Genomic DNA, 16,037 nt, shown 5'->3' with positions numbered 1-16,037 from the left:
ACGTACCAGGCTTCCGCGGGGACGAAGGGGACGTCAAATGATGCCCTGGATCGGCGGTTTTCCACACTCGCGGTGCCATCGGGCACGCGGGCGCCGTGTAGAAACGGATGGTGCGAGCACTGGTGCAACGGGTGAGTCGGGCCAAGGTGACCGTGGGTGTCGACGGTCCCGACCCTGAGATCACCGGCGAGATCGGTGCCGGAATCCTCGCCCTGGTCGGGGTGACCCACGCCGACACCCCCGCCCAGGCCGCCAGGTTGGCAGAAAAGATCTGGAACCTGCGGATCTTCGACGACGCCGACGGCGTCATGAACCACTCGGTCGCCGACACCACCGGCGAGGTGCTGGTGGTCAGCCAGTTCACGCTCTACGGCGACACCCGCAAGGGCCGCCGGCCGGGCTACTCCGACGCGGCGAGGCCCGAGATCGCCGAGCCACTCGTCGACGCCGTCGTGGCCGAATTGCGCTCGCTCGGGGCGGTGGTCGCCACCGGACGCTTCCGCGCCGACATGGCCGTCGAGCTGGTCAACGACGGCCCGATCACGCTCTCGATCGAGGTGTGACCCGTCGTCGGCTGCGGCCGATGACGGTGAGGCAGACCAGCAGCATCGGCCACGGCCCGGCGATGGTGGCCAGGGTGCGGCCCTCCCGCAGCGGCACGGCCTGACGAAGGATCGCCTGCTCGCTCACGGATGTGCGCTGGTGCACCGTGCCGTCGGCGCCGACGACGGCGGAGAAGCCGGTGGGCGCTGCCTGGAGGACCCAGCGGTCGTTCTCGATGGCTCGCAGACGACTCGACGCGACCTGCTGGGTCTGGACGATCGTGAGCCAGTACGACGAGCCGTTGGTGGGGTTCAGGAGGATCTGCCCGCCGTTGTTCATGGCGTCGCGGGCCCGGTAGTCGAAGAAGATCTCCCACGAGATGGAGATGCCGAGTGGGCCGAACTCGGACTCGAGCACGGCCGGTTCGGTGCCGGCGCGGACATCGCGACCCGGGAGTTCGTCGCTGAAGTTCTCGAGGAACGAGCGGAGCGGGACGAATTCACCGAAGGGGACGAGACGCACCTTGTCGTAGCGGTCGCCCGTCTCGCCGTCGGGCGTCGTGATCACCGAGAAGTTCTGGTTGAAGGTCCGGTCGTCGGACGGTTCGAACCACCCGCTGACGATCGTCGCGTCCTTCTCCGCCGCGAGCCGGCGGAGCTCACCCAGTGCCTCGTCGGCCCGCAAGACCGGCGCATCGCAGCGCGAGGGCGTGGGGATCGCGTCGTCGACCGGATGGACGACGTCCTCGGGCCACAGGATCAGGTCGACGTCCTCGTCGTCGGCGATGAGTTCGGTGGCCCGGACGTGGCGTTCGAACACCCGCCGGTTCTCGCACGTGTCGGCCCGGGTGTTCTGTGGACCACCACCCTGGACGATGACGACGTCGATGGTACGCACGGTGTCGACGCCGACACCGCCGAGATAGCCGAGGAGGACCGCCGCGCAGAGGGCGCCGATCGGGGACCACGGCACGCGCCGCTGGACCACGGCGTCGCGCAGGCCGGCGGCGATGAACACCGTGACGAGGACGAGGAAGGCCGATCCGAGGAATCGGGCGGCGATGGACCACGGGGTGTCGACCGACACCATGGCCAGCGTCGCGATCGGCACGCCACCGAACGGGACGTGCCAGCGGATCAGTTCGGCGATCACGACGGCCGACGCGAAGGTCAGCGAACGTCTCGGGCCTTGCGAAGGTGTCGCCCAGCCGGCCAGTGCGACCAGAACGGTGAACACGCCGGCGGCCACGGGCCAGCCGGGAGGCGTCAGATCGAACATCCACAGTGTCGACGGGAACGCCCAGAACGCGCCGACGGCGAGCGACCGGCGGAAGCGGGTCCGTCCCGAGACCCCCTCGAGCAGGTGGAACCACAGCCCGAGCCCGGCGAGGCCCAGCGGCCACCAACCCCACGGTGGGAGCGCTGCCGCGATGCTGAGGCCGGCGAGCGCGCTCAGGGCGCGATTGCGGTTCACGACACGGCTGCGGTTCACGTTGCGGAGGTGTCGACCCGGAGACGGTGGACGCCACCCACGGAGCCGACGCCCTTGATGCGCACGGTGACGTCGCCCCCGCTCGTGACCCATCTCGGAAGGTCGTCGGGATCGGTGACGGCGAGCACTTCGCCGGGTGACGCGGCCGAACACAGTTTCGCGGCGAGGTTGACGGGCTCGCCGATGTAGTCGTCGCCCTCGAAGAGAAGGGCGATACCCGTGGCGAGGCCGACCCGGACCCGAATGGCCGAGTCGGAGAAGTGGTGCACCAGATGCGCACCGAGCGCGATCGTCGGTGCCGGTTCGGTGCCGACGACCATGACACCGTCGCCGAGCCACTTCGCCACCCGCACCCCTCGCTTCGCGGCGACGTTGCGGGTGACGCGCCGGAACTCGCCCAGCTGACGGACCGCTGCGTGAGGGCCGTGCTCTCGGGTGTAGGCGGTGAAGCCGCTCAGGTCCGCGAAGCAGAACGTCCGCATGACGTTGAGGTGGGTGTCGCCCTCGGCCAGATCCTCGGGACGAGCGACCTGGTCCGCCTCGGCCGCCTCGGCCCAGTCGCGAGCCGGACCGGTGTCGGCCGCGAGCAGCGGGACCAGGAGTTCTCCGGTGGCGTCGGTGCTGATCGCCAGCGCGTTGGCGGTCGGCGGCAGATCCGACGAGTGAAAGTCTGACGGCGTCACGCCGTCAGACTCCCACAGGCGTCAGCACATGTTCGATACGTGCGTGTCGACGGGAATGCTCCCGCCTCAGACCTTGTGGCCACAGATCGGCCAGGGCTGCCGGCCGCGCTCGGACCAGAGTGCGCGCGCCATGGCGTCTTGCCACCACGGTTCGGCATCGACGGGATCGACGCCGGCCAGCCACGGGAAGAAGCGGCCGGCGACGTCGTCCCAGGTGGTCTGATCGAACTGGTACGCGCCGCGATAGAGCCCACTGCGTGAGACGGCTTCGTAGTTGTCGGTCGATTCGCAGGTCCGAAGCCGGCTCAGTTCCTCGTTGGACAGGACGTCGCGGACTTCCTCGGTGGTGTCGAGGTAGAGGGCGAGGCCCTCGGGGGTGCACGCGGTGGTCGCGAACAACGCGGCCAGTGCGAACGCGAGCAATCGGATCGTTCGACGCATGAAGAGTGCTGCCTCCTCGGGCGGGGCCCGTGTCGTGGCGTTGAGCTGGGTGACCGGTCACACGACTCGCTGGTCGTGGGCAGGGGTGCGGGGCGGTCACCAACGCCTCAGCGCCCGACAAGGTAGACCCGTTCCGTCACACAATTGCAACATTGAGACCGAAGTCACACAGCGGCTGCGCTGTGCCGAGCGTCACACCTGGGTGCTCGCCCGACCCCCGCGGTGTCGTGCCCACTCGTGGACGATGGCCTGGGCGAGCGGGATCAGGTGCGTCGTGTCGTCGCCGGTGAGGAACGAGCGCAGCTGGAGGCCGTCGGCGACGGCGACGGCGAGGATCTCGGCCACGTCGTCGACGTCGTCGTCGGCGGGCATCAGTTCATCGGCCGGGGCGGAGCTCGTCGCAGTACGGGTGGCATAGGTGGCGCGGGCGCCGTTGGTGGCCGCCTCGGCGACCGACTCGTCGCTCGCCGACGACAGCGCAACCATCGTCTGCAGCCAGTCGGCCCAGTCGTAGTCGCCGCCGTCGGCGGAGGCACCGTCCTGATCCCAGACCCCGGCGCGCTCGATGACCGAGAGCTGATACTCCTGGAGGGAGTTCCAGATCCGTTCGTGGACCGAGCCGTAGGTGATGCGCACCCCATGGGTCCGCTCGACGTGCTCGAACACCTTGGCGTAGCTCACCGACGAGAGCTGGGTCTCGACGCCGAACTCCTGGAGTACTTCCACGCCTCCCTGGATCATGAGCTCCTTGAGCTCGGCACGGGGGCGGCGCTTCTTCTTCGTGGGGAAGTCTTCGACCATGACGACACCGTAGGGTGTGAGGGATCCATCGACAATCCTCGCAAGGGTATCTTGCAGAGAGTGGTCGCCCAGTCAGTCGGCGGTCGCGACCGCGGCACGTCCCTGGCGCACGCAGGCAGGCAGCCCGAGCCCGCGCATCGATGCCCCGGCCACCGTGACACCCGGCGCGTCGCGGCGGAGCCATTCGTCGATCTGATCGCAGCGTTCGAGGTGGCCGGGCCGGTACTGCGGGAGACAGCGGCGCCACTCGCTGACCCGGGCGACGGCATCGCCGGTCAGCCCGACCGTGAGGCGGAGCTCGTCGAGCAGCCGGTCGACGACGGCCTCGGTCGACATCTCGAGCCAGCGACCGTCGTCGGTGCGGCCGGCCGAGACGCGCAGGATCACGTGTTCGCCGTCGTCGTAGTGCTCCCACTTGTAGGACGACACCGAACAGGCCGTCATCAGCAGCCCCTGGTCGCGGGGGACCAGGAAGCCGGCCCCGTCGAGGTCGTGGGCGATCTGGTCGCGGTGGGCCACGAAGGTGACGAGGACGGCATCGGCGTAGGCGAGTCCCGCGAGCACCGCCGCGGCTTCGGGAGCGTGCGGGGCGACGAGACCCGCGCTCACCCAACCCGGTGTGGTGACGACGACGCGGCCGGCCCGCAGTGTCTCGTCGTCGGTCCGCACGATCCATGCATCGCCGTCGCGCTCGAGGTCGAACACCTCTGCACCGGTGCGGATGGCGTCGCCCAGTTCGTCGGCCAGCGCGTCGATGATGCGCTGGCTGCCGCCCCTGATGCCATGGAAGACCGGACCACCGCTGACGGTCGCGGCGACATGGTCGCGCAGGGCCTGGCCGAACGGCCCGCCCGTCGCAGCCGCGTCGGCGAGTGCCCTGGCACCGGCGCGGATCGACATCTCGTCGGCGGTACCCGCGTTGATGCCGCCGATGAGCGGATCGACGAGCCGGTCGAAGACCTCGTCGCCGACCCGAGGTCGCAGCACGGCGCCCACGGTGGCGTCGCCCTGCAGGGCGGGGAGGTCGGCGATGAGACCGGCGCGCAGCGCGTCGACGCCGGCCGACGAGACGATGCCGCTGTCGGCCACCGCATCGGGATCGAGCGGCGCGCCGAGCACGCTCGGCGGAATCCGTCGCAGCGCGCCGTCGACCCACATGAACGCGCCGCCCGGCCGCGGTGAGGTGAGGTGAGATTCGAGCCCGAGTTCGATGCAGAGCTCCGTCATCTCTGGCTCCCGGGCGAGGAATCCGTCGGCCGCCATGTCGACGTCGAACGCCAGACCCGATCCTTCGACCGGGCCGGCGGCGATCTTCCCTCCGACTCGTCCGGCGGCATCCAACACGACGAACTCCCGGCCCTGGCGGTGGAGCTCGTGGCCCGCGGCGAGGCCGGTGATGCCACCGCCCACGACGACGACGAGTTCGCTCACGACGGGTTGACGCGACCCTCGGTGTGGACGATCCGGACGACCTCGCTCAAGACGTCGGGGTCGACCGCAGGCATCACGCCGTGGCCGAGGTTGAACACATGGCCGGGATGGCCGGCGTTGCGGGCGAGCACGTCGCGGGTGCCCTCGACGGCCGGTTCCACCCCGGCGAGCACCATGGTCGGATCGAGGTTGCCCTGGAGGGCGACGCCGTCGCCGAGGCGGGCACGAGCCCGATCGAGCGGAACCCGCCAGTCGACGCCGACCACGTCGGCGCCCGCGTCGCGGATCAGCTCCAACAGTTCGCCGGTGGCCACTCCGAAGTGGATGCGGGGCACGCCGGTGTCGGCCACGCCGGCCAACACCTTGGACGAGTGTGGGAGCACGTAGCGCTCGTACTGGGGCGGCGACAGCGCGCCGGCCCACGAGTCGAACAGCTGGATCGCCGACGCACCACTGTCGATCTGGGAGCGCAGTGAGGCGATCGCCATGTCGGCGAGCCGGTCCATGAGCGAGTGCCACAACGACTCGTCGTTGAACATCAGGCTCTTGGTGTTGACATAGTCGCGGGAGGGTCGACCCTCGATCAGGTACGACGCCACCGTGAACGGCGCGCCGGCGAAACCGATCAGGGGAACGTCGAGCTCGGCCACGAGCTGGCGGACCGTCTCGAGCACGTAGGGCGTGTCGGCTTCGGGATCGAGCGGCCGCAGGCGGTCGAGGTCGGTGGCTGATCGAAAGGGATGCTCGACCTCGGGGCCGACCCCGGGCGTGACGGTCAGCCCGAACCCGACGGCGTGGGCCGGGACGACGATGTCGGAGTAGAGGATCGCCGCGTCGACGCCGTAGCGGCGCACCGGTTGCAGCGTGATCTCGGTCGAGAGGTCGGCGTCGGCGATGGCATCGAGGATCGTGCCCTCGCCCCGGATGGCGCGGTACTCCGGGAGTGAACGTCCGGCCTGGCGCATGAACCACACCGGCACGCGGTCGTGGGGGAGGCCGCGGCATGCTCGGATGAAGGGGTGATCGTCGAATCGGCCGGCGGACATGTCGTCGAGGCTACCGACGGGGGCGCCCCGGGACGGCAGCGGGCCGGCGGTACCATCGCTCCGATGTCGCGTCGCTCCCGCTTTCCAGCATCACCGCTCGTCTTCGCGGCCCTGGTCGTCGTGACGACGTCGTGCGGTCTCGGCGACAACGGCGACCTGCGGATCGCCGAGCCGGCGCTCGCCGAGGAGCTGTCGCCGACGACGAGCAGCACGACGACGACCAGCACGACGACGAGTACGAGCACGAGCAGCACGACGACGACCAGCACGACGACGACCAGCACCAGCACGACGACGACCGTGCCGGACGGGCCCGTCTACACCGAACAGGACTACGCCCTGTTCTCGACGGCCGGCCCCGTGGAACTCTTCCATCCGGCCCGGCGCGTCGAGCTGATCGGCTTCCACGAAGCGGGCCACGACGGGTCCCAGCAGCAGACGACCGTCGAGGGCGCGGCACCCTCGGTCACGCTCGAGAGCCGGGGCCGCAACACCGGGTCGCGCACGGCGGCCGACATCGTCGTCGACCCGGAGGTCGAGATCCGATCGCCGGTGACCGGCACGGTGATCCGGGGTGGAACCTATGTGCTCTACTGCGACTACTCCGACGACTTCCTGGTCATCGAACCCGACACGGCGCCGGGGTGGGAGGTCAAGATCTTCCACATCGACGGCCTCCTCGTCGGCGTGGGCGACCGACTCGAGGCGGGCATCACCGTCATCGCGCCGCGCGCGACACGACTCCCGTTCGAATCCCAGGTCGACGAGTTCACGGCGACCCCGTCGAACCCCCATGTGCACGTCGAGGTGATCGACCCCTCGATCCCCGACATCCCGTCGCCCGGCGGCGGATGCTGAACGCCCCCCGGCGGTTCAGTCGCTCGCGGCTCGCCCGATCAACTCGACGAGACCGGCGCCTTCGGGGCGCGCCAGCACCCGGTCGACGGCGGCGGCGCCGGCTTCGGCCGCGTTGGCGCGGGCGTTGTCGGCGTGCTTGTCGAGGGCACCGATCGTGTCGCGATCGGGCTCGATCACGGCCACCGCGGTGCCGCGGGCGCGGACTTCGGCCACCTCGTCGTCGAGCTTGCCGCTGAACCAGGCGCGTGTCGGATCGGTGACCCAGTTGCGGCTGCCCTCGGCGGCGGTCATGGCAGACGACACGATCACCAGATCGAACCCGAGCATCGCCGCCAGGTCGAGATTGGTCGACGAGTGCACGCCACCGTCGATGTATTCACGGTCGCCGACCCGGCCGGGCGTGTAGTAGCCGGGAACGGCCGACGACGAGCGCACCGCCTGCCCGACGGTGCCCCGCACGTCGTCGCGACCGAAGACGACCCGTCGACCGTCGAACATGCGCACGGCGACGATCCAGGTCGGCTGCTCCGGCCAGCCGTCGGGGAGGAGCTCGTTCATCCGCTTCTCGAGTGGCTCTCCGGAATGATTTCCCCGTGGGAGGTTCGCCATCGCCAGTCGCACCGGATCGAGCTTCCATGGCGGCCACACTGCCCGCAGGGCCATCTTCGGTGAGGCCGGCCGCCAGTCGCGGTCGACCTCCGGCGCGTCGTAGGGCGTGACGATGCGGGCGTAGATCTCCGCTGCTTCAGGGCTGACCGGCCCACCGGTCATGTGGAGCTTGCGGTCGACGGCAGCCACCCCGGCACGCAGGGTCAGCGCGGTGATCGAGCCGGCCGACGTGCCGATCACGAGATCGGCGGTCCGGGAGTCCCAACCGGTGGTCTCCTCGAGCCGCCCGAGGACCCCGGCATGCCAGGGGTCGCCGAGCGGTCCGCCGGCGCTGAGCACGAGTCCGATCGAGAACATCCCAGCAGAGGGTACGGGGGTCGTGGCCTCTTGGGGTGCCGGTACACTGAACCGTTTCCCCCCTCCCTGGGAGTCCCCCCACCCCCGTGTCTGCCGAACCAGTGTCTGCCGAACCAGTGTCCACCCAGCCAGTGTCCGACCGTCATCCCGAGCTCGACGCCGAGCAGGCGCATCTCGACTGGGCCTACGCCTGCCTGGAGGACGCGCGCGAGCGGGCCCATCGCATCACCGGCGGTCACGAGGCCCAGCGGGGCGGCACGAACCAGCACCGTTTCGAGCGGGAGTCGATGATCGAGGGCGCCGTCAACCGCCTGAGCCAGCTCAATCTGGGCGACCGGTCGCTCGTCTTCGGTCGCATCGATCCGGCTGGGACCGACGAGAAGTTCTACATCGGACGGCTCGGGGTGTGGGATCGCGAGCAGGATCCGGTCGTGGTCGACTGGCGGGCCCCCATCGCCGAGCCCTTCTACCGGGCCACCGGCCGTCAACCCATGGGCATCGAGCGCCGGCGTCACTTCGCCACCCGGGGCCGCACCTTGCTCGGCATCGACGACGAGCTGTTCGGCGATCTCCGCGACATCACGGCCGAGGACGTGGGAACCCGCGGTCAGGGCGCCCTCATCGCGGCACTCGAGGCGTCGCGCACCGGCCGTCTCGGCGACATCGTCGCGACGATCCAGGGCGAGCAGGACGAGATCATCCGGGCGGAGATGCCGGGCGTACTGGTCGTGCAGGGCGGTCCGGGCACGGGCAAGACGGTGGTCGCGCTCCATCGGGCGGCCTACCTCCTCTACACGCATCGCTTCCCGCTCGAAGGTCAGGGCGTCCTCGTGGTGGGCCCCAACCGGTTGTTCGTTGCCTACATCGAGCAGGTCCTGCCCTCGCTCGGCGAAGCCGGTGTCGACATCGCGGTGCTGGCCGATCTCCTTCGCCCCCGGGTTCGTGTCGACAAGCTCGACGACGAGCCGGCGGCGCGGATCAAGGGCGACCCGCGCATGATCAAGGTCCTCGCCCGCGCCGTCCACGACCGCGAGCGGGCGCTGCGCGACGAACTCGTCGTCGGCTTCGGCCTGCAGCGATTGCGCATCACGGCCGAGGAATCGGCGTGGATCATCAGGGAGGCCCGGCGTCGGTCACGGGGTCACAACTCCGGCCGCAAGATCGTCGAGGAGTTGTTCTTCCAGAAGCTGGCCGCCAGCGCGCGACGCCACGTCGACGCGAAGACGGTGCGTGAGCGGATCCGCCACGAGCTGCCGATCCGCGAGGCGCTCGACTGGATGTGGCCGGTCCTGAGCCCGCCGCATCTCCTCCACGATCTCTACGGCTCGCGGGCCCTGCTGCGGTCCGCCAATCGCGGTGTCTTCACCGACGAGGAGATCCAGCGTCTCCATCGGCCCCGGTCCCGTCACGCCGACGAGGTGATCTGGCGGTTCCAGGACGTGCCGCTGCTCGACGAGGGCCGTGCCCTGCTCGGCTATCGACCGGGCAAGCGCGACCTCGATGCCGTGCGCACCTACGGCCACATCTGCATCGACGAGGCCCAGGACCTCTCGCCGATGGAGCTGCGCATGATCGCCCGTCGATCGCTCAACGGCTCGATGACCATCGTCGGCGACATCGCCCAGGCGACCGGCGCCTGGGCCAACGACGGGTGGGATGCCGTCGTCGGTGCCCTGCCCGAGAAGCGCGAGGCCAGGTATCGGGAGCTCACCATCGGCTACCGGATCCCGGGGCCGGCGATGGCGCTCGCGAACAAGGTGTTGCCGGTTGCCGCTCCCGGGTTGCGGCCGCCGCAACCGGTGCGCACCGATGGCGACCCGCCCCGCATCGTGCGGGTGGAGGACTTCGTGCACGGCCTCGTCGACACCGTGCAGGCCGAACTGCGTGCCGTCGCCGAGGGCAATGTCGCCGTCGTGGTCCCCGACTCGCTCGTCGAAGAGGTCAACGCGGCGTTCGAGGCCCGCGAGATGCCGGTGGGTGGACCGACCCGCCACGGCCTCGATCAGCGGGTCACCGTCGTGCCGGTGCGGCTGGTCAAGGGGTTGGAGGTCGACGCGGCGGTGATCGTCGAGCCGGCCCGGATCATCGACGAGGAACGGCAGGGCATCAGGTCGCTCTATGTCGCCCTCACCCGGGCCACGAAGCGCATCGCCGTCGTGCATCGTGAGCCGTTGCCTGCGATCCTGACCGAACCATGAGCCTGGCGTTCGACCCTGCGCTGCTGCCGGCGGCCACCGCCGCCGAACGCTGCGCGCCCCACGCCGAACGGATCGATCTCGACCCCGGCGGGAGTGCGCTGTGGGTCGACGAACTGATCGTGGTCGACGTCGCCCTTCCCTGGCCGAAGCCGGTCTGGGCGGCGCCCGGTTTCACCGCCGTGCCCGAACTCGTGATGGCGGCCGGTGAGGCCGGACGCCGTGTGCGGGTGCTCGCGGCCGTCCCGCTCGACGACGGTGTCGGCCGCGTGGTCACCCACCGGCTCACCGACGGCGCGCAGTTCTCCCGCACCGAACACCAGGTCGATCCGCTCGTGGTGGCCGACCTCCTCGAGCGGCTCCTGGCGGAGGGGCTCGATGCCTCGCCGGCATCGGTCGTGTCGACCGAGCCCCGCCGCGAGCTGCTGCTGTGCACCCAGGGCAGCCACGATGTCTGCTGCGGCTCGCGGGGAACCTCGATGCACGCCGCACTCCACGCGCTCGACCCGGGTCTCTCCCTGCGGCGGGTGAGTCACACCGGCGGTCATCGCATGGCCCCGACCGGCGTGACCCTGCCGGACGGACGCATGTGGGGGATGGTCGGTGTCGACGAGATGATCGGGATCCTCCGATCCGACATCAGCCCGGCGGCCGTCGCTCGACGATGCCGCGGTTGGATCGGTGTGGCCGGGGGTCCCGCGCAGATGGCGGAACGGGCCGTCATGGCCGAGGTCGACGATTGGCGTTTCGACACCGTGGCACGCACCGCCGCCGTGCTCGACGCCGGCTCCGTCGACGGTGAGGTCACGGTGGTCGAGGTGGTGGCCGAGGGTGAACGCTGGCGAGTCGAGGTCGAGACGGGCCGTGCGGTGCCGACCATCGCGTGTGGCCAACCCGGCGGTCTGCCGGCCAAGCCCGGCGCCGAGTGGCGAGTGCGCTCGATCAGCCGAGGGGAATGAGTGCGGCGCCGAGGGTGGTGCTCCCCGGTGGCAGGCGGGGCAAGTGGTGGCCGCAGGGCGTCCGCCGGTAGCTTGTAAAGCATGCCTCACAAACCCGGCGTCGCCGTGCACGACCTGCGCCTCGACCTCGGTGGCGCGCCCGTGCTCCGCGGTGTCTCGCTCGAGGCGTCGGCCGGTCAGCAGCTGGCGATCCTCGGCCCCAGCGGCTGCGGGAAGACCACCCTGTTGCGGGTGATCGCCGGTCTCCAGTCGATCGACAGCGGTGAGGTCTGGCTCGGTGATCAGCGGGTCGCCGGCGACGGCACGAGTGTGCCGGCTGAGGAGCGTCGCGTGGGGCTCGTGTTCCAGGACTGGGCCTTGTTCCCGCACCTGAGCGTGGCCGCGAACGTGGCCTACGGCCTGCCGCGCGACGTTCGCCTCCGCCGTTTCGGGCGTCGCAACCCGGAGGCCCGTCGGCGGGTCGGTGTGCTGCTCGAGATGGTCGGTGTCGGTGATCTCGCCGATCGGCTCCCGGGTTCGCTGTCGGGTGGCCAGCAGCAACGGGTCGCGCTGGCTCGCGCCCTCGCCCCCCAACCCGATGTCCTGCTGCTCGACGAGCCGTTCTCCAGTCTCGACACCAACCTCCGCGCCGATGTGCGCGCCGACGTCGCCCGGCTGCTTCGTGATCTGTCCGTGACGGCGATGTTCGTCACCCACGATCAGGACGAGGCGTTCGTGCTCGGTGACCAGGTCGCCGTCATGCGCGACGGCCGGGTGGTGCAGCAGGCGTCGCCGGCCGAGCTCTACCGCAACCCGGTCGACCCGTGGCTCGCCTCGTTCGTGGGTGAGGCCGAGCTGGTTCCCGGTGATGCTCGGGGCGACCGGGCCGAGACCCCTCTCGGTGTCATCGGTCTCGTCGACGAGCGGACGGGCCCCGTCCGGGTCCTCATCCGGCCGGAGGAGATCGTGTTGTCCGACGGGACCGGAGGCGTGGTGGTCGACGTAGAGTACTACGGGCACGATGCCCTGTCGACGGTGCGGCTCGACGACGGCACGGTCGTTCGGAGTCGTGTCACCGGCGCACCCGCCCACCGGGCCGGCGACACCGTGGCAGTCGGGCACCGAGGGGTGCCGACCGTCGCGTACGCACCCGATGCCGCCACGGTGGTGTGACGCAGATCACATGTTAAGGACGCCTAACAATCCGTCGATCCTGGCTAGGTTCTCGCCTATGACGAAACCATCTCCGAAACACCCACGCTCGCGCACCGTACGCCGGTTGCCGGCCGCGCTCCTCGCCATCGCCCTGCTCGCCACCGCGTGCGGCGACGACAGCAGCGACGGCGATACCGGCGATGCCGGCGAGGGCGCCTCGTCCATCACGGTCTACTCCGGCCGCGAGCAGGAGCTCATCGAGCCGCTCCTCGACGCCTTCACCGCCGAGACCGGCATCGAGGTGAACGCCCGCTACGAGGGGTCGGCCGACCTCGCCCTCTTGATCCAGACCGAGGGCGACAATTCGCCCGCCGACGTCTTCATCTCCCAGAGCCCGGGAGCGCTCGGCCTCTTGGCGGGCGAGGATCGCCTGGCAACCCTCGACAGCTCGCTCACCGGGCTCGTCGACGAGGGCTATGCCGCCAACGACGACACGTGGGTCGGCATCACCGGCCGGGTGCGCGTCATCGTCTACAACTCCGAGCTCGTCGACCCGTCCGATCTTCCGGCGTCGGTGCTCGACCTGACCGATCCGAAGTACGCAGGCCAGGTGGGCGTCGCCCCCGACAACGGCTCGTTCCAGGATTTCGTGACTGCGATGCGCAGCGAGTTGGGCGACGACGCCACCCGCGCATGGCTCGAGGGAATGGCGGCCAACAACTCGCCGAACTACCCGAAGAACTCCGCCATCGTCGAGGCGGTGGGGCGGGGTGAGATTCCCCTCGGCCTCGTCAACCACTACTACAACCTGCGGGCGCTCGAAGCCGACCCGTCGCTCCCGAGCGTCAACCACTTCCTCGACACCACCGACCTCGGTTCGCTGGTGATCGTGACCGGTGGCGCGGTCCTCGAATCGTCGGACGCGAAGGACGAGGCCGCGCAGCTCCTGGCGTTCCTGCTCGGCGAAGCGGCACAGTCGACGTTCGTGACCGAAACCCAGGAGTACCCGCTGCTCCCCGGCGTTGCGGCACCCGAGGGCCTTCCCGCGCTCGACGGCTACGCCACCGACACCATCGACTACTCGGTGCTCGGTGACGGCCTGACCGGCACGATCGAACTGATTCGAGAGAGTGGCCTCGTCGAGTAGTTCCTCCTCGTCGGCTTCCACGGCCCCGGCCGGCGGTGCGCGTGCGCGCCCGCCGGCCGGTTTGCTGTTCCTCGGGGTTCTCACCGGTCTCGTCTTCCTGGGGCCGTTCGCCTATGTCGTCGCGCGCAACCTGGATCTCGGGACCGACCTCGGTTCGATCATCTGGTCGGCCGACACCTGGGAGCCGCTTCGTCGGTCGCTGTGGCTCGGACTCAGCGTCGCACTCTCGTCGGTCGTGATCGGCACCGCGCTCGCCTGGCTCACCATTCGCACCGACCTGCCGGGCCGGCGGGTGCTGCGGGTGCTGTCGCCGCTCCCGCTGGTGTTCCCCAGCTTCGTCGGCGCCACGGCGCTCATCGCCGCGTTCGCGACCGGCGGTCTCGTCGAGGAGATCCTCACCCCCGTCGGTATCGACAACCTCCCCGACATGAAGGGCTTCCGCGGCGCCTGGCTCGTGCTGACGCTCTTCACCTACCCCTACGTGTACCTCCCGGTGGCCGCTCGCATGGCGGCGCTCTCTCCTTCGCTCGAGGAATCGGCCCGCATCCTCGGACGGTCCCCGTGGGCGGTCTTCCGCACGGTCGTCCTGCCCCAGGTGTCGGGTGCGATCTGGGCCGGCGCGATGCTCGTCTTCCTCTATGCCATCAGCGACTGGGGGGCCGTCAACCTGCTGCGCTACGACACCCTCACCCGCGACATCTACTCCGACCGACTCTTCGATCAGCCCCGGGCGATGGGGCTCTCGCTGGTGCTCGGTGTCGTGGCGCTGACGGTCGTCGGTGCCGAGCGGGCGCTCGATCGCCGCCGCCAGCGAGTCGAGGTCGTACGCACCCGCGACGCCCTGGTCGTGCCGCTGGGCCGATGGCGCTGGCCCGCCCTCGTCGTCGTGGTCGCCCTTCTCGGCAACGCCCTCGCCGGCCCGGTGGCGGTCTTCGCCTTCTGGGCGTGGCGCGGCCTGCGCGCCGATTCCGACACCATCGGCCTCGGTACCGACCTCGGCGCCCTCGTCGAACCCGCGCTCCACACCGCGCAGGCGGGCCTGATCACCGCGGCGATCGCGATCGCGGTCGTGCTCCCGGTGGCCTGGCTCACGGCCCGATACCGCAGCCGTATCGGCGGAACCGCCAACTCGATGGTCGTGGCCGGCTTCGCCCTTCCCGGTGTGGTGATCGCACTGTCGATCGTCTTCTGGGCCATCGACGCGCCGATCATCGAGCGCTGGTACCAGACCTTCCCGCTGCTGATCCTCGCCTATGTGCTCCACTTCGGGGCGCAGGCGACCCGCGCCGCACACGTTGCCGTCGGGGCGGTGCCGGCCCGGCTCGGCGACGCCGCCGCGACCCTGGGCGCCGGCCGTGTCCGCCGCCTCCTCACGATCGAACTGCCCCTCATGGCGCCGGGCCTCCTCGCCGGTGCCGGCCTCGTCATGTTGTCGACCATGAAGGAGCTCCCGGCGACGAAGCTCCTCGCTCCCACCGGGTTCGACACCCTCGCCACCGAGATCTGGAGCGCGGGCGAGAGCGGCGCCCTCGCGCAGGGAGCACTCGCGTCACTCGCGCTCGTTGCCGTGTCGGCCGTGCTCACCTGGGCCGTTGTCCTGCGCCGACTGGAGCACTACTAGCCGGTGGTGACGAGGATGCGGGCGGTGGCGAACTCGCCGACACCGATCGCGGCGCCGTCGATCTCCACCGTTGCCGTGCCGTCGGGCGACATCGCCGTGAGGCGGCCCTTCGACCCCGGTGTGATCGACGACTGCTCGAGAAAGTCGAGCATGCCCTCGAGGAACTCGAGCTCCTCGGGGATCCTGCGCACGGTGAATGCGTTGCCCACCTCCAGCGAATCGAGGGTCACCAGGTTGGGTGCTTCGTACCCGCTGCCCGGGATCGGGTTGCCGTGCGGGCACGTGGTCGGGTCGTCGAGGCGTGACATCATCGCGGCCTCGACGGTCGGAGAGATGACGTGCTCCCACTTGCCGGCCTCCTGGTGGGCGTCGGCCCACGAGAGTCCGAGAATGTCGGTGAGGAACCGCTCGGCCAGGCGATGACGGCGCACCACGGTCTCGGCCAGCGCCCGTCCCGCGTCGGTCAGCGTGATCTGGCGACCCGACTCGATGAGGCCCTCGGCTTCCATGCGCTTCACCATCTCCGACACCGCCGGCCGCGACACGTCGAGGCGCTCGGCGATCCGGGCCTGGATGACATCGAAGTCGTCCTCGTCGAGCTCGAAGATCGTTTCGCAGTACTCCTCGAACGCGGGATGCCATTCGGGTGACTCGTACTCGGCAGTTTCGTCTCGCGCCATCCCACATCCTACTTCCGATCTGCGTCGAGTCTCCCCGCCCC

Annotated in this window: 15 protein-coding genes; 7 read left to right on the top strand and 8 right to left on the bottom strand. The window is 70.1% G+C overall.

Going from position 1 to position 16,037, the window contains the following annotated elements:
• The first annotated feature begins 107 nt into the window (after positions 1-107).
• Positions 108-563, top strand: coding sequence for a D-aminoacyl-tRNA deacylase (dtd, locus tag R2707_15085; GenBank protein MEZ5246424.1), 456 nt, complete (start codon positions 108-110; stop codon positions 561-563).
• Here dtd and lnt read toward each other — a convergent pair.
• From lnt to hemE, 6 genes are all read right to left on the bottom strand, one after another.
• Complete coding sequence (lnt, locus tag R2707_15080) at positions 541-2,034, bottom strand: apolipoprotein N-acyltransferase (protein ID MEZ5246423.1); 1,494 nt, start codon at positions 2,032-2,034, stop codon at positions 541-543. The two genes, dtd and lnt, sit on opposite strands and share 23 nt — an antisense overlap.
• Positions 2,031-2,717, bottom strand: coding sequence for an adenylate/guanylate cyclase domain-containing protein (locus R2707_15075; GenBank protein ID MEZ5246422.1), 687 nt, complete (start codon positions 2,715-2,717; stop codon positions 2,031-2,033). Before R2707_15075 ends, lnt begins: the two co-directional genes overlap by 4 nt.
• 66 nt (positions 2,718-2,783) lie before the next feature.
• The gene (locus R2707_15070) at positions 2,784-3,158 is read right to left on the bottom strand and encodes a transglycosylase family protein (GenBank protein MEZ5246421.1); all 375 of its coding nucleotides are present in this window, start codon (positions 3,156-3,158) and stop codon (positions 2,784-2,786) included.
• A gap of 192 nt (positions 3,159-3,350) precedes the next feature.
• Positions 3,351-3,959, bottom strand: a complete 609-nt coding sequence (locus R2707_15065) for a hypothetical protein (GenBank protein ID MEZ5246420.1) — start codon at positions 3,957-3,959, stop codon at positions 3,351-3,353.
• Positions 3,960-4,031: 72 nt separating this feature from the next.
• Positions 4,032-5,390: a protoporphyrinogen oxidase gene (hemG, locus tag R2707_15060; GenBank protein ID MEZ5246419.1), complete on the bottom strand. Its 1,359-nt coding sequence runs from the start codon at positions 5,388-5,390 to the stop codon at positions 4,032-4,034.
• Positions 5,387-6,436 (bottom strand): uroporphyrinogen decarboxylase, encoded by a 1,050-nt coding sequence (gene hemE, locus R2707_15055; GenBank protein ID MEZ5246418.1) that lies wholly within the window; start codon positions 6,434-6,436, stop codon positions 5,387-5,389. Before hemE ends, hemG begins: the two co-directional genes overlap by 4 nt.
• A 63-nt stretch (positions 6,437-6,499) precedes the next feature.
• On the opposite strand from hemE, the gene R2707_15050 reads away from it, so the two are divergent.
• Complete coding sequence (locus tag R2707_15050) at positions 6,500-7,294, top strand: hypothetical protein (protein ID MEZ5246417.1); 795 nt, start codon at positions 6,500-6,502, stop codon at positions 7,292-7,294.
• A gap of 15 nt (positions 7,295-7,309) precedes the next feature.
• On the opposite strand, the gene R2707_15045 is transcribed toward R2707_15050, so the two are convergent.
• Positions 7,310-8,260 carry a patatin-like phospholipase family protein gene (locus tag R2707_15045; protein ID MEZ5246416.1) on the bottom strand — a complete coding sequence of 317 codons (951 nt, stop codon included), beginning with the start codon at positions 8,258-8,260 and terminating at the stop codon, positions 7,310-7,312.
• 116 nt (positions 8,261-8,376) lie between these two features.
• On the opposite strand from R2707_15045, the gene R2707_15040 reads away from it, so the two are divergent.
• From R2707_15040 to R2707_15020, 5 genes are all read left to right on the top strand, one after another.
• Entirely contained in the window at positions 8,377-10,458 is a 2,082-nt protein-coding gene (locus tag R2707_15040; protein ID MEZ5246415.1) for an AAA family ATPase, read from the top strand.
• On the top strand, positions 10,455-11,414 hold the full coding sequence (locus R2707_15035) for a sucrase ferredoxin (protein MEZ5246414.1): 960 nt from the start codon (positions 10,455-10,457) through the stop codon (positions 11,412-11,414). Before R2707_15040 ends, R2707_15035 begins: the two co-directional genes overlap by 4 nt.
• An 81-nt stretch (positions 11,415-11,495) precedes the next feature.
• The gene (locus R2707_15030) at positions 11,496-12,566 is read left to right on the top strand and encodes an ABC transporter ATP-binding protein (GenBank protein MEZ5246413.1); all 1,071 of its coding nucleotides are present in this window, start codon (positions 11,496-11,498) and stop codon (positions 12,564-12,566) included.
• 106 nt (positions 12,567-12,672) lie between these two features.
• Positions 12,673-13,695, top strand: coding sequence for an extracellular solute-binding protein (locus tag R2707_15025; protein ID MEZ5246412.1), 1,023 nt, complete (start codon positions 12,673-12,675; stop codon positions 13,693-13,695).
• A gap of 61 nt (positions 13,696-13,756) precedes the next feature.
• On the top strand, positions 13,757-15,316 hold the full coding sequence (locus R2707_15020) for an iron ABC transporter permease (GenBank protein MEZ5246411.1): 1,560 nt from the start codon (positions 13,757-13,759) through the stop codon (positions 15,314-15,316).
• Here the strand turns inward: R2707_15020 and R2707_15015 are convergent.
• Complete coding sequence (locus R2707_15015; protein MEZ5246410.1) at positions 15,313-15,996, bottom strand: metal-dependent transcriptional regulator; 684 nt, start codon at positions 15,994-15,996, stop codon at positions 15,313-15,315. The two genes, R2707_15020 and R2707_15015, sit on opposite strands and share 4 nt — an antisense overlap.
• Positions 15,997-16,037 lie beyond the last annotated feature (41 nt).

It is taken from the genome of Acidimicrobiales bacterium (assembly GCA_041394245.1).
Classification (GTDB): Bacteria; Actinomycetota; Acidimicrobiia; order Acidimicrobiales; family Aldehydirespiratoraceae; genus JAJRXC01.
The sequence above is the reverse complement of the archived record's forward strand: the minus strand, read 5'-3'. Positions and strand labels throughout refer to the sequence as shown.